Source organism: Daejeonella lutea (assembly GCF_900168015.1).
GTDB classification, from domain to species: Bacteria; Bacteroidota; Bacteroidia; order Sphingobacteriales; family Sphingobacteriaceae; genus Daejeonella; species Daejeonella lutea.
The window spans coordinates 1,716,259-1,736,624 of record NZ_FUYR01000001.1 but is presented as its reverse complement, the minus strand read 5'-3'; the positions used below and the strand labels follow the sequence as shown (position 1 = coordinate 1,736,624).

At 40.8% G+C, this 20,366-nt stretch carries 19 protein-coding genes; 5 read left to right on the top strand and 14 right to left on the bottom strand.

What is annotated here, in order from left to right; translation table 11 throughout:
- The first annotated feature begins 8 nt into the window (after positions 1–8).
- Complete coding sequence (locus B5X60_RS07785; protein ID WP_079702024.1) at positions 9–944, top strand: hypothetical protein; 936 nt, start codon at positions 9–11, stop codon at positions 942–944.
- On the opposite strand, the gene rodA is transcribed toward B5X60_RS07785, so the two are convergent.
- Both rodA and mrdA read right to left on the bottom strand, forming a co-directional pair.
- A complete protein-coding gene (gene rodA / locus B5X60_RS07780; protein ID WP_079702023.1) occupies positions 937–2,196 on the bottom strand; it encodes a rod shape-determining protein RodA in 1,260 nt (419 codons plus the stop codon). The genes B5X60_RS07785 and rodA overlap by 8 nt on opposite strands.
- Positions 2,193–4,115 carry a penicillin-binding protein 2 gene (mrdA, locus tag B5X60_RS07775; protein ID WP_079702022.1) on the bottom strand — a complete coding sequence of 641 codons (1,923 nt, stop codon included), beginning with the start codon at positions 4,113–4,115 and terminating at the stop codon, positions 2,193–2,195. Before mrdA ends, rodA begins: the two co-directional genes overlap by 4 nt.
- Before the next feature lie 286 nt (positions 4,116–4,401).
- On the opposite strand from mrdA, the gene B5X60_RS07770 reads away from it, so the two are divergent.
- Positions 4,402–5,292 (top strand): AraC family transcriptional regulator, encoded by an 891-nt coding sequence (locus B5X60_RS07770; protein ID WP_079702021.1) that lies wholly within the window; start codon positions 4,402–4,404, stop codon positions 5,290–5,292.
- Complete coding sequence (locus B5X60_RS07765) at positions 5,270–5,707, top strand: DUF983 domain-containing protein (RefSeq protein ID WP_079702020.1); 438 nt, start codon at positions 5,270–5,272, stop codon at positions 5,705–5,707. The genes B5X60_RS07770 and B5X60_RS07765 overlap by 23 nt, the downstream gene beginning before the upstream one ends.
- A gap of 9 nt (positions 5,708–5,716) precedes the next feature.
- Here B5X60_RS07765 and B5X60_RS07760 read toward each other — a convergent pair whose 3' ends face one another.
- The 7 genes from B5X60_RS07760 to B5X60_RS07730 form a co-directional block, all read right to left on the bottom strand.
- Positions 5,717–6,232 (bottom strand): rod shape-determining protein MreD, encoded by a 516-nt coding sequence (locus B5X60_RS07760; protein ID WP_079702019.1) that lies wholly within the window; start codon positions 6,230–6,232, stop codon positions 5,717–5,719.
- Complete coding sequence (gene mreC / locus B5X60_RS07755; protein ID WP_079702018.1) at positions 6,232–7,059, bottom strand: rod shape-determining protein MreC; 828 nt, start codon at positions 7,057–7,059, stop codon at positions 6,232–6,234. Before mreC ends, B5X60_RS07760 begins: the two co-directional genes overlap by 1 nt.
- 90 nt (positions 7,060–7,149) lie before the next feature.
- Positions 7,150–8,172 (bottom strand): rod shape-determining protein, encoded by a 1,023-nt coding sequence (locus tag B5X60_RS07750; RefSeq protein WP_079702017.1) that lies wholly within the window; start codon positions 8,170–8,172, stop codon positions 7,150–7,152.
- Between the two features lie 135 nt (positions 8,173–8,307).
- Complete coding sequence (gene purH, locus B5X60_RS07745; RefSeq protein ID WP_079702016.1) at positions 8,308–9,834, bottom strand: bifunctional phosphoribosylaminoimidazolecarboxamide formyltransferase/IMP cyclohydrolase; 1,527 nt, start codon at positions 9,832–9,834, stop codon at positions 8,308–8,310.
- Between the two features lie 107 nt (positions 9,835–9,941).
- Positions 9,942–10,520, bottom strand: a complete 579-nt coding sequence (gene purN / locus B5X60_RS07740) for a phosphoribosylglycinamide formyltransferase (protein WP_079702015.1) — start codon at positions 10,518–10,520, stop codon at positions 9,942–9,944.
- 265 nt (positions 10,521–10,785) lie between these two features.
- Positions 10,786–11,910 carry a 4-hydroxyphenylpyruvate dioxygenase gene (gene hppD / locus B5X60_RS07735; RefSeq protein ID WP_079702014.1) on the bottom strand — a complete coding sequence of 375 codons (1,125 nt, stop codon included), beginning with the start codon at positions 11,908–11,910 and terminating at the stop codon, positions 10,786–10,788.
- A 19-nt stretch (positions 11,911–11,929) separates the two neighbouring features.
- Positions 11,930–13,096 (bottom strand): homogentisate 1,2-dioxygenase, encoded by a 1,167-nt coding sequence (locus tag B5X60_RS07730; protein WP_079702013.1) that lies wholly within the window; start codon positions 13,094–13,096, stop codon positions 11,930–11,932.
- A 319-nt stretch (positions 13,097–13,415) separates the two neighbouring features.
- On the opposite strand from B5X60_RS07730, the gene B5X60_RS07725 reads away from it, so the two are divergent.
- Complete coding sequence (locus tag B5X60_RS07725) at positions 13,416–14,417, top strand: fumarylacetoacetate hydrolase family protein (RefSeq protein ID WP_079702012.1); 1,002 nt, start codon at positions 13,416–13,418, stop codon at positions 14,415–14,417.
- Positions 14,418–14,508: 91 nt separating this feature from the next.
- Positions 14,509–15,396, top strand: a complete 888-nt coding sequence (locus tag B5X60_RS07720; RefSeq protein ID WP_079702011.1) for a flavin reductase family protein — start codon at positions 14,509–14,511, stop codon at positions 15,394–15,396.
- Positions 15,397–15,446: 50 nt separating this feature from the next.
- Here the strand turns inward: B5X60_RS07720 and B5X60_RS07715 are convergent, their stop codons facing one another.
- From B5X60_RS07715 to B5X60_RS07695, 5 genes are all read right to left on the bottom strand, one after another.
- Positions 15,447–16,187 (bottom strand): LytR/AlgR family response regulator transcription factor, encoded by a 741-nt coding sequence (locus B5X60_RS07715; RefSeq protein WP_079702010.1) that lies wholly within the window; start codon positions 16,185–16,187, stop codon positions 15,447–15,449.
- 2 nt (positions 16,188–16,189) lie between these two features.
- Complete coding sequence (locus B5X60_RS07710) at positions 16,190–17,158, bottom strand: sensor histidine kinase (protein WP_079702009.1); 969 nt, start codon at positions 17,156–17,158, stop codon at positions 16,190–16,192.
- Positions 17,159–17,311: 153 nt separating this feature from the next.
- Positions 17,312–18,115, bottom strand: a complete 804-nt coding sequence (locus B5X60_RS07705; protein ID WP_079702008.1) for a LiaF transmembrane domain-containing protein — start codon at positions 18,113–18,115, stop codon at positions 17,312–17,314.
- 185 nt (positions 18,116–18,300) lie between these two features.
- Positions 18,301–19,062, bottom strand: a complete 762-nt coding sequence (locus B5X60_RS07700) for an NYN domain-containing protein (RefSeq protein ID WP_079702354.1) — start codon at positions 19,060–19,062, stop codon at positions 18,301–18,303.
- Between the two features lie 212 nt (positions 19,063–19,274).
- Complete coding sequence (locus B5X60_RS07695; protein WP_079702007.1) at positions 19,275–20,348, bottom strand: winged helix DNA-binding domain-containing protein; 1,074 nt, start codon at positions 20,346–20,348, stop codon at positions 19,275–19,277.
- Positions 20,349–20,366: the final 18 nt, after the last annotated feature.

Here is a 20,366-nt window from a genome sequence, read left to right as displayed (position 1 = left end):
TAATGAGGATGAATAAAAAGGAAATTTTAAAAAAGGTCGGTGGCATACTTGCTGAATTGAATGAACAGTATGAGTATCTTTCCCAAAGTCCGGATAATCATAATGAGTTAGAACTGGAGCTGTTTTCTGCTAATGCTAATTTCCTTTCTGATCACTTGTCAATATTAGTCAAATTAAATCTTAGTAAAACACCGATTCAGCAAGCGGCAGATCCTCCCGTAGCTGAGAACAACAACGTGGAGGAACCTGAAGAGCCAGAATCCGAACCAATTCCTGTAGAGGAGCCGGATATATACAAACTAGAAGCAGAAGAACCTGTCGCAGACTGGAAGTTTGAGTTAGAGAAGGAGCCCCCCATGACCTTTGAGTTTGAGGAGAAAAAGCCTGATGCTCTTTTTGACCGTCCCCTAACTGAAGAGGAAAAAAGAGTAATTGACGAAAAGACAAGGCTAAAACCTGTGGTTGAGGACGACAAAGACTATATTGATTTTGAGGAAGAGACAGAAGATGATATAGAGGAAGTGGTGGCTGATGAAGATGAGGAAACTGAAGAAAATATTCATGTCAAGGAAGTAGTTATATCTGAGCGTACGATAGCAGTTCCGGTTGAACTACCAAAAGAGGAACCTGCAGTCCCTACGGTCAATGATCTTCTTTCCAGGAATATTTCGCAAGCAACTATTGCGAGTCAATTTAACTTACGTCAGACTAAGGATCTAAAGAGCCTGATAAGCCTTAACGATAAGCTGTCATTTGTTAGGGATCTTTTTAACGGATATAGCCTGGCTTATAGCGAGGCAATTGAACTCTTAAACAGATTCGACAGCTTTGAAGCTGCTGATAATTTTCTAAAACAGAATTATGCCTCTAAGAACAATTGGGGAGCGAAGCAGGATGTTGCTGATAAGTTTTACGAGATACTTAACCGCCGTTTCTCTAAATAATTCCCATTCTGTTTGAATCCAGCTTAAGCAGAATAAATAGCAATATCGTAAAGCTCCATAGCGATGAACCCCCGTAGCTTAGAAATGGCAGGGGAATACCAATTACGGGGATCAGACCAATGGTCATACCTATATTGATAAAGAAGTGGAAGAAAAGGATAGATGCTACCCCGTATCCATAGATCCTGGAGAATGAAGAACGCTGCCTTTCCGCGATTATAACAATCCTCAGCAGCAGGAAGAGATAAAGGCCAATTACTACAAAGCATCCTGCAAATCCCCACTCTTCGCCAACTGTGCAAAAAATAAAATCGGTACTTTGTTCCGGCACGAAATTGTATTTCGTTTGCGTTCCCTGTAGATATCCTTTTCCCCACAATCCGCCTGATCCAATAGCGATCTTGGACTGGTTCAGGTTATAACCTATGCCCCGTGGATCGTTAACTTTTCCTAGAATCACATCAATACGATTTTTTTGATGCGGCTTTAATATGCTGTTATAAGCGAAGTCCACAGAGAATACAAAAACAACCGAGAAAACAAGCCCGACACCAATGACGGTTATCATATTTCGGTTCTTCCGATAAAGATATATTAAAAGCCCCGCGAGCAACATCACGCCGACAATGACAAGATATTTATTATAGAGGACCGTAAGAACAAATAATAAGATTGACAGACCTTCAATTACCAGGAAATATCCTGAAAGGCCTTCCCTGTAGAGGACCAAAATCAGGGAACTAAATGTAAGGGCGGACCCTGCATCGGGCTGCAAAAGGATCAGGGCAGTTGGAATCAAAATTATAAAAGCAGCTATAACCTGAGTCCTGATATCCTGAACTTTAACTGTGCCTGAGCTTAAATAACGTGCTAACAGCAGGCATGTCGCAAATTTTGCGAATTCAGAAGGTTGTAATCTGAAACTTCCGATAGGAATCCAGGCCTGATTGCCCCCAACATTTCTTCCGATTACTAGCACTAAGACCAGCAACAATAAAGTTATACCATAGAAAATAGGGGAAAAGGCATTAAAAAATTTTCCTTCTAGCAGGAGTATTACGAACCCTATTATTACAGCTGATATAATGAAGATCAGTTGCTTACCATAATTTGTATCGAGATCAATAATACTTGGGTTTTCAGGATCATATACTGCCGCATGGATATTGAACCACCCAATAATACACAGAGTTAGATAGGTTAATATGATAAACCAGTCAACATTAAAGAAGAGGCTCCGCTGGTTATTCATCTTGTTGTAGTTGTTGGGGTTGCAGGTTTTTGAACTTGATTTTTTCCCTTCGCGCTGTCGGGTGTGGCTCCTTTTTTAGGGACCTTTGGCTTAGGTATTCCGGGCAAAAGATTTGCTTCGAGGAGTCTATCCATATAAGCTTTAGGCCGGGAGATCGAATCGGTTAGGTATTTTTCAACCATCAAACTGGCTATAGGGGCAGACCATGTAGCACCAAATCCTGCATTCTCAACGACAACTGCAATTGCGATTTTCGGATTGTTTCTGGGTGCGAATGCCACGAACACAGAGTGATCTTTACCATGCGGATTCTGAACCGTTCCGGTTTTACCACACATTTCAATATTATCGATCTTGGAATAATAAGCTGTTCCCCATCCTTGATTCACCACCTCGCTCATTCCCTGAATGACCACATCGAAATATTTAGAATTGATTCCTGCGCTATTTTTAACGGTATATTCCTCTTTAACAACTTTTTCATCTCCGATGGCTTTAATCAAATGGGGTTTATAGAAGAAGCCCCGGTTGGCAACAATTGCCATTACATTAGCCATTTGTAAAGGAGTAATTCCAAGTTCTCCTTGTCCAATAGATAAGGAAATCGTGTACGATGAACCCCACTTATCATTCCTGAAACGTTTGGTATAAAGTTCGTCAGTTGGTAACAGTCCCTTACGTTCTCCTGGCAGATCAATTCCAAGCGGGCTTCCAATGCCGAATGCTGAAACGGAATTCCTCCACCTTTTATATGCATTGACCGGCCTCATACCTGCCTGGTCGATCATTCTTGCGTAGGTGTATCCATAATATGTATTGCACGATTCCCTTATGGATCCACGAAGATCAATAGATCCATGAACATGCGTGCAGCCCATCCAACCCCTGCGGCCATATCTGTACCCACCAGGACAGAAGAACATGGTTTTTTCATTTATCATCCCATATTGTTGAGCGACAAGGGCATTAACAACTTTAAAAATTGAACCTGGAGGATACTCAGCCTGGATTGGGCGCACAAACATCGGTTTATAGGTGTCGTTAAGAAGTGCCATGTAATTATTGCCGCGCTGGCGACCGACCATGAGGTTTGGGTCGTATCCCGGGCTGCTGACAAAGGATAAAATTTCACCGCTGGAAGGTTCGATAGCCACTATGCTGCCGATCTTATTCTTCATTAGCTTTTCGCCAAGTTTCTGAAGTTCTTTGTCAAGAGATGAAACCATATGCTCTCCTGAAACTGCAACGGTGTCATATTTGCCGTCTGCATAGTGTCCTTTCGGCCGGTTTAGCGCATCAACCATAAGATTTTGTACGCCACGCTGCCCGCGTAGCAAATCTTCGTATGATTTTTCTACACCAGTGATGCCAATGTAATCTCCAAGATTATAAAAGCCGCCGGACTTCTCAATTGCTTTTTGATTCACCTCGCCGATATAGCCAACAAAATGGGCCCCAATACTATCCGGATAGCGGCGGACTGTTCTATTTTGTACGAAAAATCCGGGAAAGTCAGATAATCTCTCCTGGAATGATGCATAAATTTGGACGGAAAGCTGTTTTTCGAAAATAGACGCTTTATATGGTGAGTAATTTCGGGCCTTTTTAAACTGTCGATCGAATCTTACTTTGTCAATGCCAATAAGTTTACAAAATTCAAGTGTGTCAAAAGGTTTAACTTCTCTTGGTATGACCATCAGGTCATAAACAGGTTCATTTTGCACAAGAATCCGCTCCTTTCTGTCAAGAATTACGCCTCTTGCAGGATAAACCGGAAGTCTCCTAATAACATTATTCTCCGCAGAAAGCATATATTCATCGCTGACGACCTGGATGTAAAATAATCGCATCAGCAGAATAATTGCTATGGCAATAAAGATCCCCTGCACAACAAACTTTCTGGCAAAAAAACTATTCATTAATTTTTATATAATATTTCGGTTAACGCAGCTTTAAGCGTGCTTGTATGTGAGCTGGAATCAGACTGTAAAAGTAAGAAACAATTAATTCAAATTTCTATTTAAGGCTGCTGATGAGGAGTTTCTTCCGTAATAAATTTCTAAAATAATTGCTCGTCCATTATATTTCAAACGGGCATTTCCAGATTTCATTATTTGGGTTAGAATTTTATGTCAATAAGTAAATAGTACCATTTATTCCACGAATTGTCCCATAATATGAGTTCAGATATGGGTAAATTTGTATATGTCAAAACAGGTTCCTGTCTACGATATCAGTTCCGTTTCCGAGTTTCGCAAGGAAGATCTCCTGATCAGCCGTTTTGCGCCATATTACGAAACCCACACAAATCTGCGTCAGGCTCACCGTCATAGCTTTTATCACCTCGTTTTATTCACAGAGGGGAAAGGCACACATTCTATAGATTTTGAAACATTTACTATACAGCCCTTTCAAATTTATTTCATGATTCCGGGACAAGTTCACAGTTGGGATTTTGAGGGCTTTGTAGACGGGTATGTAATTAATTTCTCCCCCGAAGTGTTCAATTCCTTTCTGTTGAATCCTGATTTCATAGAATCATTTAACTTTTTCCGCGGTAATGCTTCCGATTCTGTTATCAATATCCCTGGAGAAAGCCGTCCGAAAATAAAAAACCTGTTTGATGAGATCCTGGTGGAAAGCGTTGAGAATAAAGGCTCGGAATTTTTTATGATTAAAATTTTGATGATTAACATTTTTCTGCTGGTTTCTCGTTTTGGTCCCTCAGCAGAACCCGAAATTAAGTCGTCATATAATTATACCTTGCTCAAGAATTTCCAAAAGCTTATTTCTGGTAACTATAAGATTTTGAAATTACCAAAAGACTACGCCCAACTTCTTTACATAACACCAAATCATTTAAATGCATTGTGTAACGATCTACTTGGACAATCAGCTGGTGAAGTGATCCGAAACCGGGTTTTCCTCGAGGCAAAACGCTTGCTAATAAACCCTGAACTGAGCATTTCAGAAATTGCAGGCATTCTGAATTTTAAAGATAACTCCTATTTCACTAAAGCATTTAAGAAACATCTTGGGTTAACTCCTGAAGAATTTAAAAAAACAATTAAAGATGAAAGCATCAACCGAGAATAATAATCGTAAGACCTCGCAATTCTACGCCCTTGTACATTCGAAATGTCCCCGCTGCAGAAGGGGTGATGTTTTTCAAAATTCTATGTATGGGTTTAAATCGCAGAAGATGAACGACAATTGCCCGCATTGTAACCTCAAATTTGAACGTGAACCGGGTTACTTTTATGTGGCGATGTTCGTAAGTTATGGATTCAATGTATTGCAAATGATCCTGGCAGGATTAGTCACGTATCTTATTACCGGGAATACTACAAATCCTTGGCTGTATATGGCAGTTATTTTCCCGGCAGTGGTGATTCTTTCGCCATTTAATTACCGGTACTCCCGGCTTATACTTTTGTATTACCTAACCCCGGGACTGAATTATGTTCCTGAAATGAGCGGAGATCGAAAGTTAATTGAAAAGCGCAGATAGGTAGGCTGACTAGCGAACTTTTTTACGGTAAAAGACAAATTCGGTAATCAGGATCAGGCAAGTGCTGAGTAATGCGCTCAACAAAACTCGGATTATTGTATATCCAAATTCCGAGATTCTGAAGGCTTCGAATGAAAACAAAAATAAGTGATGGAAAAATGCTAGAATAAGAGCATAAAATATGAACCATCTAAATCCCATAATGCCAAGACGTGGTTCTGGTTCATTATCAAATCCATCCCTTTGGACAGTCACACTTATAAATATTATCCTCACAAAAGCCATAACACTGCATGCAAGGGCATGCAAGCCTAAGGTATCATAAAAAACATCGATTGAAATTCCTGTAATAAATGCTAGCAAAAAGAGGAGCCCATTTGGAATATTGAAGGGCAGTAAAAGAATAAACAATATATAAAGATAAGGGACGCTCAGATTATAATAGCCTGTATTTTTCAGGAGAAAAACTTGTGTTGCTATTAGCAGGATAAACCTTATTGTATTAACAATTATCGCTCTTCCCATTACTCAACTTTGTTTAAAGCTTCAAGAGACAATTGTTCATTGGAAAGCATGTTGGTTATCACGTAAACGTACTGAAGCGCTGAAAAGTCCGTATCAAGCTTAACCTGGATGTTTAATGCACTGTCGTCTCCTTTGACTCCGGTTTTAAACACTTTGCCAATATTTGTTCCTTGCGGGAAAAGAGAAAATTCAGAGGTGACCACCCTTGAACCCTTTTTAACAACCAGATGGGCTTGAATATCTTTCAGTATTGCATAACGTGCGTCAAAGTTGCCTTCACCCCATACCAGCGATCCAATATTGCCATCAACGCTTGCACTTACCTTAGTTTCTGTATGTAGTAGCGACCTGATCGTTGAGAAATTATCCGATACGTTCAGAACAATACCAACCACTCCAGTTGCCGACGTTACTCCCATGCCTTTTGCAATGCCATGTTTTTTACCGCGATTGATAGTTATATAGTTATTTTTTTGATGAACTGAATTATTTATAACCTTGGCGACTGTATAGGTGTATTGCTGTTTCAGGAGAGTATCGTTAACTTGTACTTGTTTAACGCTGTCGCTGAACAGGGATGATTTTAAAAGGTTCCGAAGTCGTGCATTCTCCGCAGCGAGACTGTCATTAGTCTTTCCAAGAACAAGATAGCTGCTGAACTGATTCACCTTTTCATAGGTGCTGCCAACAAGCTGATTGGAAGAATTCCAAACACTGGCGCGCTGATATGAGTTATTATTCACCATTAATATTAATGAAGTGGTGAAGAAAATGACCAGCAAAAAAAATGCGTTGTACTTACTTATGAAAAGCCAGAGGTTACGCATGGGTATTAATTACGAATTAAGAATTGCGAATTAGGAGTTAGTATCCTTCTGTTTAAGACGTAAAACTTATCACGTATAACGTCCAACTCTCTACTGCATTAAGAATTTGAAATTACCGATATTTTTCAGTGCGATACCTGTTCCTCTTACAACTGCACGCAGGGGATCTTCTGCAACATGCACAGGGAGTTTAGTTTTTGCAGCGATACGCTTATCCAGCCCACGAAGTAGTGCTCCGCCACCTGTTAGGTAAATGCCAGTCTGGTAAATATCTGCAGAAAGCTCCGGCGGAGTGATCTCCAATGCTTTGAGGATCGCCTCTTCAATTTTTGAAATCGACTTATCAAGACAATGTGCAATTTCAGTGTATGAGACAGTAATCTGTTTTGGAACCCCTGTCATCAGATCTCTCCCCTGAACAGCATAATCGGTAGGAGGGTCCGACAATTCAGGTAATGCTGCACCAACTTCAATCTTAATTTTTTCGGCTGTGCGGTCGCCAATCATAATATTGTGCTGACGACGGATATATTGAACGATATCACTGTCGAAGTTATCACCTGCGACACGGATAGACTGATCACAGACAATTCCTGAAAGAGCAATAACCGCAATCTCAGTAGTTCCACCACCGATATCAATGATCATATTTCCCATTGGCTCTTCCACGTCGATACCGATCCCTACCGCGGCTGCCATTGGCTCATGAATTAAATAAACCTCCTTCGCACCAGCTATCTCAGCAGAGTCACGTACCGCGCGTTTTTCGACTTCTGTAATCCCTGAAGGAATACAGATCACCATACGCAAAGATGGAAAAAACCAACCCTTACCGTTGTTGATCATCTTGATCATACCACGAATCATGTACTCTGCAGCATTGAAATCAGCGATTACACCATCTTTCAAAGGTCTCACCGTCCGGATATTATCGTGCGTTTTACCTTCCATCTGCATTGCCTGCCGACCGATAGCGATAACCTTGTTTGTTGTACGGTCAAACGCCACAATCGAGGGCTCGTCCACAACAACCTTATCGTTATGTATAATAAGAGTATTTGCGGTGCCCAGGTCAATCGCGATCTCTTGTGTAAACCAATTAAATAAACCCATTCGTGTAATGTTAGATGTTGATAATGTTTGCTAAGATAAACTCTTTTTTGGTAATCGTTATTGTGGAGCGTCAGTACTTATTCGATTGTCGTTTCATATAAGCCGCCTCAGGCAGAATTCATGACACTTATCTTCTTAATGCTTAAAATGTCTGATTCCAGTGGTAACCATGCCTATGCCTTTATTGTTTGCCATGTCTATGGAATCCTGGTCCTTGATAGAACCGCCCGGTTGTAATACCATGACCACACCAGCATCAGCAGCTATTGACACGCAATCTGGGAATGGAAAAAATGCGTCAGAAGCCATGACACTTCCTGAAAGATCGAAGTGAAATGCCCGGGCTTTCACAATCGCTTGCTGAAGGGCGTCTACGCGCGATGTTTGACCTACTCCGCTGGCAATTAAACGGCTATCCTTTACCAATACAATTGTGTTTGATTTAGTATGTTTAACAATTTTATTAGCAAAAGCTAGATCTTTCAGTTGCTCCTCATCTGGTTTCCTGTCTGTAACCGACACCATTTTTTCTGCGCCCTCGATCTGCAAATCTTTGTCCTGCTCGATCACACCATTTAGAAGTGTTTTAAATTGCTTTGTCGGAAGCTGAACTTCTTTTCTCTTAAGAATGATCCTGTTCTTTTTGCCGGTTAGGATAGAAAGTGCTTCATTTTGGTATGAAGGTGCTATTAGCACCTCAAAGAAAAGGTTGTTTATTTCTGAGGCGGTATCTGCATCGATTTCTCGGTTGCATATTAAAACCCCTCCGAAGGCGGAAACGGGATCGCAGGCAAGGGCCGCTTTCCAGGCTTCCAGAATTGAGTCCTTAGAAGCTATACCACATGCATTCGTATGCTTTAATATAGCAAATGTCGGCTCCTCGAACTCATCAATTAATGAAACTGCAGCGTCAACGTCCACAAGATTATTATATGAGAGCTCTTTGCCATTAAGCTTTTCAAACATTTCGTTTAAATCACCATAAAAGAAACCTTTCTGATGCGGGTTTTCGCCGTACCGCAGAGTGCTTATTTTTTGCTCACTGTATTTGAACACTCCTATCGGATCTTCCTGATTGAAATAATTGAAAATTGCTGTATCGTAATGCGATGACGTATTGAAAGCCTGGCGGGCAAATGATTTACGATGAGATAGCATGGTATACCCACCATTTTCTGTTAATATATCACCTAAGGTTTTGTAATCGTCTTTTGATGCGATGATAACTACATCGTTATAGTTTTTTGCGGCAGCACGGATGAGTGAAATGCCGCCTATGTCGATCTTTTCAATTATATCTTCTTCCTTTGCACCAGATTTGACTGTTTCTTCAAAAGGATATAGATCAACGATTACCAGGTCAATTTCCGGAATCTCATATTCTCCGATCTGGCTTTGATCTTCTTTGTTTTCACGACGGTTTAGGATACCACCAAAAACTTTAGGATGAAGGGTTTTCACCCGCCCTCCCAGGATGGAAGGGTATCCTGTCAGATCTTCAACGGGAATAACATCAATGCCAAGGTCACGAATAAATTTCTCGGTTCCACCAGTGGAATAAAAAGTAACCCCATCAGCATGCAATTGCCGGATAAGCGGTTCTAAATTATCTTTGTAATAGACTGAAATTAAGGCGTTTTTAATCTTGACAGGATGGCTCATTGAAAAATATTACTTGAAGCCGCAAAGATAGTTTTTTTGAAGGGGAACGAGAAAATAGAATCGATAAAAAAGGGAGATAAAAAGAAGTCTGCCCCTGGACCAAATAATTAACTCTTCATTTTCTTGAGCAATCCTTCCACAACCTTAGGATAATGCAAATGCTCCAATTGCTGACCCTTGAATTTGATCATTTCCAGATCATCCCCCTGCTCAATCCGGAACCGGGATTGATGGATTACCTCGCCGTCGTCAAAATTTTCATTCACAAAATGCACAGTTATACCTGATTCTTCTTCTTTTGCATCCAGTACTGATTGATGGACTTTATCACCATACATACCTTTGCCTCCAAATTTTGGCAGAAGAGCCGGGTGAATGTTAATGATCTTGTTCGGAAAGGCTTTCAAGAGATTTTGAGGAATCAACCATAAAAAACCAGCCAGCACGATGAGGTCAATTTGAAGGTTTTTTAGAAGCTGAACAATGTCATTAGTTTTCGTAAATTCATGTTTATCGAAAATGTGTGAGGGTATTTCAAAATTGTCTGCACGCTGCAATACGTATGCTTCTGGGTTGTTTGTAAGTACAATAGCAACTTCCGCGTCATCATGTTTTTTGAAATACTCCATGATCTTTTGGGCATTAGATCCGGAACCTGAGGCAAAAATGGCTATTCGTTTCTTCAAACTATATGTTTTTTAACAAAGATATTATTTTGAGGCTTTTACCGAAATGATTTAAAGAATTCGTAATATAAACACAGAGCCTTTGGGGATTTTGCTTACTGGATTGCTGGTGTTAGTTTATAAGGATCATCAAAATCGGAATGATGGTTTCCAGCGCTAAACCCTTGTGTGAAGCCAGGGCTCGGCACTTAAACGTTTTTACTTTTGAGAAAAAGCTTTAAATGTCGAGCCCTGAGGTAGTATAATCGCTTGTTAAGAAATGTTCTTATAAATTACCTCTCAACTCCTGCTCTCTTTCCAGCGCCTCAAACAGGGCTTTGAAATTGCCCGCTCCGAAGGACTTTGCACCTTTACGCTGGATTATTTCGAAAAAAAGCGTCGGTCTGTCTTCAACAGGCTTTGTGAATATTTGAAGGAGGTAACCTTCTTCATCCCTGTCGACAAGTATGCCTAATTCCTTTAAGGGCTCAATATCTTCTTCTATTTTTCCGACTCTCGCCTCGAGGTCATCATAATATACCGTTGGTACTTTTAGGAATTCTACACCTCGGTCCTGAAGTTTAGTTACTGTGTCAACGATATTGTTTGTCGCAATAGCAATATGCTGAACACCTTCATCTCCATAGAAATCTAAATATTCTTCTACCTGGGATTTCTTTTTCCCTTCTGCCGGTTCATTAATTGGAAATTTAACATACCCATTGCCGTTACTCATAACTTTGCTCATCAACGCAGAATACTCAGTGGAAATTTGCTTATCATCAAATGTCAGGATGTTTTTAAAGCCCATAATGTCTTCATAGAATTTCACCCACTTATCCATTTGGTTCCAGCCTACATTTCCCACGCAATGGTCGACATACAATAATCCGGTCTCTTCCGGATTGTAATGGCTCTCCCATTTTGCAAAACCGGGCATGAAAAGGCCATGATAGTTTTTTCGTTCCACAAATAAATGCACTGTTTCACCATATGTATAAATCCCGCTCATTTTTAGAACGCCGTTTTCATCTTCGAGTGTTTGGGGTTCCATGTAACTTTCCGCACCACGCGACACGGTTTCATGGTAAGATTTATAGGCATCGTCTACCCACAGAGCAATGATTTTAACTCCATCACCATGTTTGGTCAGCTGTTCCGAAATTGGGTGTTCGGGGTATAATGGAGTGGTGAGTACCAGTCTGATCTTGTTTTGGATAAGGACGTAGGAAGCTCGATCTTTTACACCAGTTTCCGGGCCCGCATAGGCCAGATTTTGAAATCCAAAGGCGGTTTTATAGAAATGCGCAGCTTGCTTTGCGTTCCCCACGTACATTTCTATATAATCCGTGCCGTTTAAGGGGAGGAAATCGGTATTTTGAGTTTTATTTTCGGTGGTTTCTGTTTTCATAATTCAATTTTTGAAGCTGCTATTCGACGTTTTCCTGCCAGCTTTTATGGTAAGATTCATCTTCAATGCTAATGGCATAATCTGTAAGCATCAAAGGTTTAAATGGATCGATCATCACGGCAAGTTCTTCTGTTTTTTCCTTGCCAATCGATTTCTCAACAGTTCCCGGATGAGGTCCGTGAGGAATTCCCCCGGGATGTAGAGTAATTTGGCCTTTGACTACACTTTTTCGGCTCATAAAGTCGCCGTCAACATAATAAAGTACCTCGTCGCTATCTACATTGCTATGATTGTAAGGTGCCGGGATCGATTCAGGATGATAATCATACTTACGTGGTACAAACGAGCATATCACAAAATTATGTCCTTCGAATGTTTGGTGTACTGGCGGCGGTTGATGTACTCTCCCGGTGATGGGCTCAAAATCATGAATGGAAAATGCCCATGGGTAATGAAAACCATCCCAGCCTATGAAATCGAAGGGGTGGGTTCCATATATATAAGGATACATTAAGCCTTGCTTTTTAATTAAGACTTTGAAGTCCCCGATTTCATCATTGGTTTCCAGATCTTGCGGTCTTTTGATATCCCGTTCGCAAAATGGCGAATGCTCCATTAGCTGACCCCAGGCGTTTCTATAACGTTTAGGGGTTCTTATCGGACTAAAACTTTCAATTATGAAAAGCCTGTTGCTTTCGCTATCGAATTCCATCTGATATATGGTTCCGCGAGGGATAACCAGATAATCACCATATGCAAACTTTATTTTACCAAATCCAGTTTTTAGAATTCCGCTTCCCTCATGAATAAATATTACCTCGTCAGCCTGGCTGTTCTTATAGAAATAGTCAGTCATTGATTTTCGCGGAGCAGCCAAAGAAATATGAAGATCGCTGTTTACAAGCACTGGTTTTCGGCTTTCCAAAAAATCATCTTCGGGTTTGATATTAAAACCAATAAGACTGGTATGTTTCAGGTGCTTTTCCCGGACAATAGTGGGTTCAACCGAATAGGGCTCACCTAACGACTTTACAATCGTAGGTGGATGCGTATGATAAACCAGTGAATATAGGCTGGAAAATCCTTCAGTAGAGACCAATTCCTCAGCATAGAGCGTTCCATCCGGTTTACGGAAAACGGTATGTCGCTTATGAGGAATAGATCCTAATGTATGATAAACTGGCATAGATTAGAATTTATTGGTTGTATAATTGGTAATGCAAAGGTAACGATTTCCAGTAATGAAAGTTTCAATAGAATCAAGTATCAAAGACTCATCCGAATGTCGCTTGGACAAAATGGGAAGAAAAAATACAGGACAAGCCCTAGCGGAAAGGTACTAGAATATGACGGTTATAAGATTGAATCGTTTGGCTTTGTCGTTTTGAATCTGGTAACTCACAACTAACAAGCAATCCAACATTCAATACGCAAATTCTCATTTTTCAAAAAACCTTAATCCAATTCAGTAGTTTTGAATACTCCGCTAACCAAAACGAAACGCTATGAAATTAGTTTCCTATAAAACTGAAGACCGTGAACACCTCGGTGTTTTTATAAAAGGACATATATATAATCTCAATTCTTGTGATAAGCTTATTCCCGATAATATGAATGAGTTTTTGAGTGGAGGAGAAGAACTGATGGAGCGGGCTAAAAAGGTTAATGAACAGATCAAATCAGGGAAACAGGAAGCAAAAGAGGAAGTTTTCTATGAGGTGCTCGCCCCTGTACCCCATCCTTCATCCTGCCGGGATGGTTACGCCTTTCGGCAGCATGTAGCATCGGCTCGAAAGAACCGGCGCGTTGAGATGATACCGGAGTTTGATCAATATCCAATTTTTTATTTCACCAATCATAATGCGATCCAGGGAGTTGGTGATATCGAATGTATGCCAGATCATTTTGAAAAGCTTGATTTTGAACTGGAGGCAGCGATAGTGATTGGAAAAAAGGGAAAAAATATCCCAGCCGCTGAAGCAGATTCATATATAGCCGGATACATGATTATGAATGATCTTAGTGCACGAACGCTGCAAATGGAAGAAATGCTGCTTAATCTCGGTCCAGCAAAGGGGAAAGACTTTTCCACCGTAATCGGACCGTGGTTAGTAACACCCGACGAACTTGAGGAGTTTAGAACCTCGCCAAAAGAAGGTCACACAGGAAATGCTTACGACCTTTCTATGAAGTGCTGGGTAAATGGAATCGAGGTTTCTTCAGGGTCAATGGCAGATATGGACTGGACCTTTGCTGAGATCATAGAACGATGCTCTTATGGTGTAGATATTTTACCGGGTGATGTTATCGGATCAGGAACTGTTGGAACAGGATGTTTTCTTGAACTGAATGGAACAGGGCTATTAAAGGATCCAAATTATAAACCACAATGGCTGAAGTCAGGTGATATTGTTGAAATGGAAATAACCGGGCTCGGACGCCTGACTAATACTATTCGTAAGGCGGATACGGATTGGTCGATACTTAAATTGAAAAAGAACAAATAAAAAACACAGGGAAAAGAAATCAAGCCATAACGGTAAATGTTGCCTTTGGAATCTTGATTCATGGTCCCTGATCCCTGGCTCAACAAAGAAGATGTTAACCCTCAACCCCTCAGATCTCACTACTGTCGAATTGCAAAACTATCTGCAATATGCAATTGCGCCTCGACCGATCTGTTTCGTGTCCACAATCGATAAAGAGGGGAACGTAAATCTTAGTCCGTTCAGCTTCTTTAATATGTTCAGCACGAATCCGCCGGTTTGCATTTTTTCGCCGGCGCGTAGAGTTAGGGACAATACAACAAAACATAGCCTTGAGAATGTTATTGAGGTTCCTGAGTGCGTGATCAATATTGTTAATTACAATATGGTGATGCAAACATCGCTTGCAAGTGTTGAATATCCTAAAGGAGTTAATGAATTTATCAAGTCAGGGTTGACAGCTTTGGCATCGGATCTGGTTAGGCCGCCAAGGGTTGGTGAATCGCCTGTTCAAATGGAATGTAAGGTAAAGCAGGTTATACAACTGGGCGACAATGCTGGTGCTGGTAATTTGGTCATAGCTGAAATACAACGTATTCATATCAGTGAAGAAATTCTGGATAGTTCAGGCAAGATCGATCAGGTAAAAATCGATCTGGTGGCAAGACTAGGAGGGGATTGGTACTGCCGTGTCACTGAAGATAATCTTTTCCAGGTTGAAAAACCGGTCCGCACTTTGGGAATAGGGGTGGATACCATTCCAAAGACAATCAGGAACTCTAATGTCCTCACAGGAAATAATCTGGGTCAATTAGGAAATGTTGAGCAGCTCCCAAGTGATGACGAAATTGCGCAGTTTCAAACGGATCCTGAACTTAAACAAATACTGGATGCCACAATCGGCGATATTACAAATCGCGAACGTGAGCTTCATCAGTATGCCCGTAAGCTATTGGATGAGGGAAAGGTAATTGAAGCTTGGAAAGCCCTTCTGTCTTAGATTGTCGGTAATCCAGCAGTATTTACTGTCAACTCTCTCTAAACAACTAATCAAAGGCCCAGAACCTGTCTCAGTTTCGGATAACCGGTTTTACTTACTGGAATTTTCTCCCCTGATTTAAGAATGGCCAGATGAGATTCCTTTTCATATGGGTCAATCCTTGTAATCTCATCAATTTTTACAATGTATGAGCGATGAACACGCACAAAATCATCGTCGCCTAATAGCTTTTCGAAGTAAGCCATGGTTTTGTTTTTAAGAAACGACCCTTCGGCAGTGTGTATCTTTACATAATCATCGTCAGCGGCAAGGAAGATAATATCATTTACAGGAATGATCTTGATCTTATTTCCAGTTTTTACAACTACACGCTCATTTTTGGGCGAGGAAGTTTGGATATTATCAAGGATTTCCGTTGTATCTTTTTTAGCTTCTACAGTTGGCTTAGTATCGAGCCATTTTTGGACGGCCTTGTCAAAACGTTCTTTCGTGAATGGTTTCAGCAGGTAATCGATAGCGTGCTCCTCGAATGCCTTAATTGCGTATTCATCAAATGCTGTTGTAAAGATGACTGAAGGCGGTTGGTCAATTAGTTCGAGCATCTCAAATCCGTTGATTTTAGGCATTTGGATGTCTAAAAAGATCAGGTCAGGTTCATGCTGGGCGATTGCTTTAACGCCTTCAAAGCCGTCGCTGCACTCCTGCACGATCTCTATCTGCGGCCACGACTGCAAATATTCTATTACTACCGAACGAGCCAGAGGTTCGTCATCAATTAAAATAACACGCATTTTTATACCTGAGGAATTTTTACAGTTGTTGTAAATATATGGGTATAAGATGTAGTTTCCAATAGGTCTGTGCGGCCGAATAATAAATGTAATCGACGTTTCACTCCGCTGAGTCCGAACCCGGTGCCATGCTTAGGTCGGGTAGTATCCGGATCATAAGGATTTTGTACCGTTACATGGAGCTCATTTTCAACACATTCTGCAAAAATGCTGATTGTTACCACTCCTGTGGTATCATAGAGGCCAAACTTAATAGCATTCTCCACAATAGGCTGCAACAGCATTGGAGGTAACAGCAATGATCTGCATGATTCGTGATAAGATATTTCTGTTGATAAGCGATGCCCAAATCTTACTTTTTCAATATCAAGATAAAGTTGCAGATGTTCGAGTTCGGCTTCCAGGGTTACAGGTGCCTGATCTTCTTTTTTGAGGGTTCCCCGTAGGAAATCTGAAAGCTGGTGAATCATTTTTCTGGCTTCCTCCGGCCTCCCGCCGATCAGAGCAGTTATCGAATTCAAGCTATTGAATAGAAAGTGCGGTTGAAGCTGTTGTCTTAAATTGTAAAGCTCGGCGTCGCGGGCAAGCCTCTCAGCTTCGATTTTACGTTTTTCAGTTTCTTTTTGATCTTGCTGAGTATAATATACAACACTTATCATTGCCATCAGGCTGATCATCAACAAACCCAGAAAAAATCTTACAGGTAAGGAGTTATAAAGAAATTCACCATAATGCGGATCAGTTAATACCAGCGAGTCGAGAATCCAGTGATTAATTAACAGCCAGATTGAAGCCAGTATAGCACAGTACATTAACATTAGAAGGTAACGGTTCTTCTCTGGCCTGTAATATCTTAAGTTATTGCCGATTAAGTAACAGGCAATTGCAAGTAATATGGTACTGACGGATCCGTCGATTACTGATGTTGCCGGAGTAAATCCGTACCAGAATAATATCGCCGATTGTGCCATAACACAAACTACAATACACTGGATTACAATCAGGATGATCTTATTCCTCGACAAAACTGCGCCTGATATTGCAGATGATCTTATTTGATGCTGAGACACCGACGTTGGATATGATTTTACTGGTAGATTATATTGTTTTAATGTATTGACTGATTAGAAACTTTTGATGTCTATGCCACCAAAAATCGATGTCCCCTGAATTACAAGTACCTTTTCAGCTGCTGCATTCAACTGCGGTGGACGTTTATCTTCAATTCCACCGAAGATGGCTACCATCTCAGAATGAACTGTCCAGTTAGCCGGCACTATAATCTTAGTTCCGCCAAATACCTGAACAACTTCCAGATGTACCCGACCAGTTACATCCGCCTGCATCAGATTGATTTCGGATCCGCCAAAAAAATTTACTATTTCACCACCTTTGAAATTTTTAGAAACGATGTTCTTTTTAATCCCTCCAAAGATCGAAACTGATTCTACGCGATCCTCAGGGAAAGGTGTTCCACCTGCTTGGTCAGGGTTTAACGGATCTGCAGGACCTGTAGAAGCCGGATCAACCTCGGTCGCAGACCAGGCATTGGGATCGTAATCTGATTTCTTCCCCCAATTGGAGAATCCGTCCATTTTTGGTGTTTTTCTACCCATGATCATCCAGACACCGAAAGCAATAACAAGGAAGGGCCAGAAAAACCTGCTGAGGTCCATATCTGGTAAAACGCGATTGCTTAAAAAGATAACACCAATGATCAGTGGCACGAAAGCCGACGGCCGGTCAAAGCCCTGACGGCTTCCAATAAAGCAACCTATGATTATCATAAAAACAGGCCAGCTTAACAGCCATCCCGGTATAAAAAATATGTCGAGTGTTCTGAGTAATAATATACATCCCACACCAAGTAATATCATCCCAACTAAGGCTTTACCTGATTTTTGATTGGAGCTTTTTAGATTTTGCATATCGTATTAATTTCTATCTAAACTAGTGTAAAAAAGGGCATGAGCAAATGCATATTAGGCAAGGTTACCCTAGTTGTCGGTGAATGTCGGGAATTTGTCGGTAAAAAAATAACTGCATGACGCGTGTTGTAGGGCTTGCGCTGAAAAAGAGTACGCATCGGTGCTCCAAAGTGACGAAAATTCAATTACTTAATTTTAATATAAACATGTTTTATGTTCGCTTTGCCAGTTACGCGCTCGTCGAAATCAAACATATTCAAACTCTTTATTAGCGGTAATAGTTTAGGGTAGTTGTAATTTCTCGAATCAAAGTCAGGTTTCTTTTTCAGGATAAGATTTCCAAGGTTTCCCAGGTATGCCCAACCATTCTCATCTTCAAGATCCGAAACGCTGTCTTTTATAAGCCTGATCAGTTCTTTATCGATGTTATTCAAAGGAGCAGCGCTCTTTCGATTAGTATTTTTTGATTTTTTTACCGGTTGTTGATCGTCTGCTGATGATTCGTTGTCCTTTAATATTTCAAGGTAAATAAATTTATCGCAGGCGGTAATAAATGGAATCAACGTTTTCTTTTCTCCGATTCCAATTACTTTCATTCCAGCTTCTCTCAGGCGCGTTGCTAACCGTGTAAAGTCACTGTCACTTGATACTATGCAAAATCCGTCAACTTTACCGGAATAGAGGATATCCATGGCGTCAATGATCATTGCACTGTCGCTTGCATTTTTTCCAGTCGAATAACTGTATTGCTGAATTGGCGTTATTGCATTCTCAAGCAGTACTTTTTTCCACCCCGATACAGTCGGTTTTGTCCAGTCTGCATAAATACGCTTGAAAGTTGGTGTTCCGTATTTGGCAATTTCCTGAAACATGGGTTTTACGTTGGAATAAGGAACGTTATCAGCGTCGATAAGGACAGCGAGCCTGAGATCTTTTGTTATTTCCATTCTGTTATAGTCTGATTCCATGAATCTAATCTAACCTTTATATTTATAGTTTAACTCCTTTCTCGCTAGCTTTATCAGCCGTCAAGCCTGTATGCTTTAATGGATTCATGTTTGGTTGTCATGATCAGATTTAACATATTCTCTAAGTGTAAGGTGCTTGCTTCTGAAAAAAAAACAAGCTTTAGCGTTTCGACTTTTAAAGAATATCTTCTTCATTTTTTCCTGTTCAAGTTTTCAGAGAATTGAACGTAGTTTTCGACAGCTTTTTCCATTGCTTTTATTTCGCTACGGCTAAGATCCAGGAATGGGAAGGCTTCAACATGTACTGTTTTTCCTTTGACTGTACGGGTCCATGTGCCTTCAATTTTGCCACTTAATATTATCATCCTATTAAATATTGGATTGCCGCGGCTTACGGTTTTACCCTTATTCCTTGGGTTGAAAAGTGAAGAACGATCCTTGTATGACATGCCATATTCATCGTAGTCGGGCATGAGGAAAGATATTTGATCATTAATGTCTAGCTTGTATTCCCTGTCCTCGAAAATATATTCAGACCCATCAATATTTTCAGTTATAAAACCTTGAGTCATCCCCGAAATACCTTCCCGTGCTTCTTTAACCGTTAATCCTGACCAAGTGGTAAAATCCCGAATTGTGGCTGGGCCACGGCTTCTGAAATACTGATCGCAGAGTTTAGCAAGGGCTTCTGCCTTCAACATGTCCTTAACTGCTGGAACACGTTCTTCCAAAAGAGCATAGGTGAATTGTTTTCCATCACGGGGTCCGCTGCAGATTACACCTTCCAATTCGGCATACATCATAATTGCACTGAGCCGAATTCCTTCGGCGATAATATTATGTCTTTTAAGTTCCAAGTTGAGAACTTGCCGGTTAAGATGTTTTCCACCCGTGAGCTTTTTTTCTATGATCTTCGCACACTTAACTAAAATATCGGTGCTCAACTCCATCTGCCTATAGGTAAATGAATTAAACTGATGAACTCTGGGTGCGGTTAGTTTAGTCATCCATCGGATGTCTTCTTTGCTCACAAAATGCCATGTCGGCCGCATAATATGAGTCCGTAGTATTGACCAATTGTTGAAAGCTTCTTCAATATCCTGGTCGTTCGATCCGACGCAGCGTAGGCCTATAGCCCATTTGGCCATTGCATATTCCTGGGCCTGCATGGCCACCATCCAACTTACAACTTGCGCCGGGTTTGTGAATTTTGATCGGGCAATCTGTTGGTTGATTAGCCGGTACGTGTTAATTCTGCCGATCATAGTTAAAAACGTAGCGAA

Bases quoted from the DNA above. Each gene is read 5' to 3' on its own strand.
- B5X60_RS07785 (WP_079702024.1), top strand. From the start codon at position 9: ATGAATAAAAAGGAAATTTTAAAAAAGGTCGGTGGCATACTTGCTGAA.
- rodA (WP_079702023.1), bottom strand. From the start codon at position 2,196: ATGAATAACCAGCGGAGCCTCTTCTTTAATGTTGACTGGTTTATCATA.
- mrdA (WP_079702022.1), bottom strand. From the start codon at position 4,115: ATGAATAGTTTTTTTGCCAGAAAGTTTGTTGTGCAGGGGATCTTTATT.
- B5X60_RS07770 (WP_079702021.1), top strand. From the start codon at position 4,402: ATGTCAAAACAGGTTCCTGTCTACGATATCAGTTCCGTTTCCGAGTTT.
- B5X60_RS07765 (WP_079702020.1), top strand. From the start codon at position 5,270: ATGAAAGCATCAACCGAGAATAATAATCGTAAGACCTCGCAATTCTAC.
- B5X60_RS07760 (WP_079702019.1), bottom strand. From the start codon at position 6,232: ATGGGAAGAGCGATAATTGTTAATACAATAAGGTTTATCCTGCTAATA.
- mreC (WP_079702018.1), bottom strand. From the start codon at position 7,059: ATGCGTAACCTCTGGCTTTTCATAAGTAAGTACAACGCATTTTTTTTG.
- B5X60_RS07750 (WP_079702017.1), bottom strand. From the start codon at position 8,172: ATGGGTTTATTTAATTGGTTTACACAAGAGATCGCGATTGACCTGGGC.
- purH (WP_079702016.1), bottom strand. From the start codon at position 9,834: ATGAGCCATCCTGTCAAGATTAAAAACGCCTTAATTTCAGTCTATTAC.
- hppD (WP_079702014.1), bottom strand. From the start codon at position 11,910: ATGAAAACAGAAACCACCGAAAATAAAACTCAAAATACCGATTTCCTC.
- B5X60_RS07730 (WP_079702013.1), bottom strand. From the start codon at position 13,096: ATGCCAGTTTATCATACATTAGGATCTATTCCTCATAAGCGACATACC.
- B5X60_RS07725 (WP_079702012.1), top strand. From the start codon at position 13,416: ATGAAATTAGTTTCCTATAAAACTGAAGACCGTGAACACCTCGGTGTT.
- B5X60_RS07720 (WP_079702011.1), top strand. From the start codon at position 14,509: ATGTTAACCCTCAACCCCTCAGATCTCACTACTGTCGAATTGCAAAAC.
- B5X60_RS07715 (WP_079702010.1), bottom strand. From the start codon at position 16,187: ATGCGTGTTATTTTAATTGATGACGAACCTCTGGCTCGTTCGGTAGTA.
- B5X60_RS07710 (WP_079702009.1), bottom strand. From the start codon at position 17,158: ATGGCACAATCGGCGATATTATTCTGGTACGGATTTACTCCGGCAACA.
- B5X60_RS07705 (WP_079702008.1), bottom strand. From the start codon at position 18,115: ATGCAAAATCTAAAAAGCTCCAATCAAAAATCAGGTAAAGCCTTAGTT.
- B5X60_RS07700 (WP_079702354.1), bottom strand. From the start codon at position 19,062: ATGGAAATAACAAAAGATCTCAGGCTCGCTGTCCTTATCGACGCTGAT.
- B5X60_RS07695 (WP_079702007.1), bottom strand. From the start codon at position 20,348: ATGATCGGCAGAATTAACACGTACCGGCTAATCAACCAACAGATTGCC.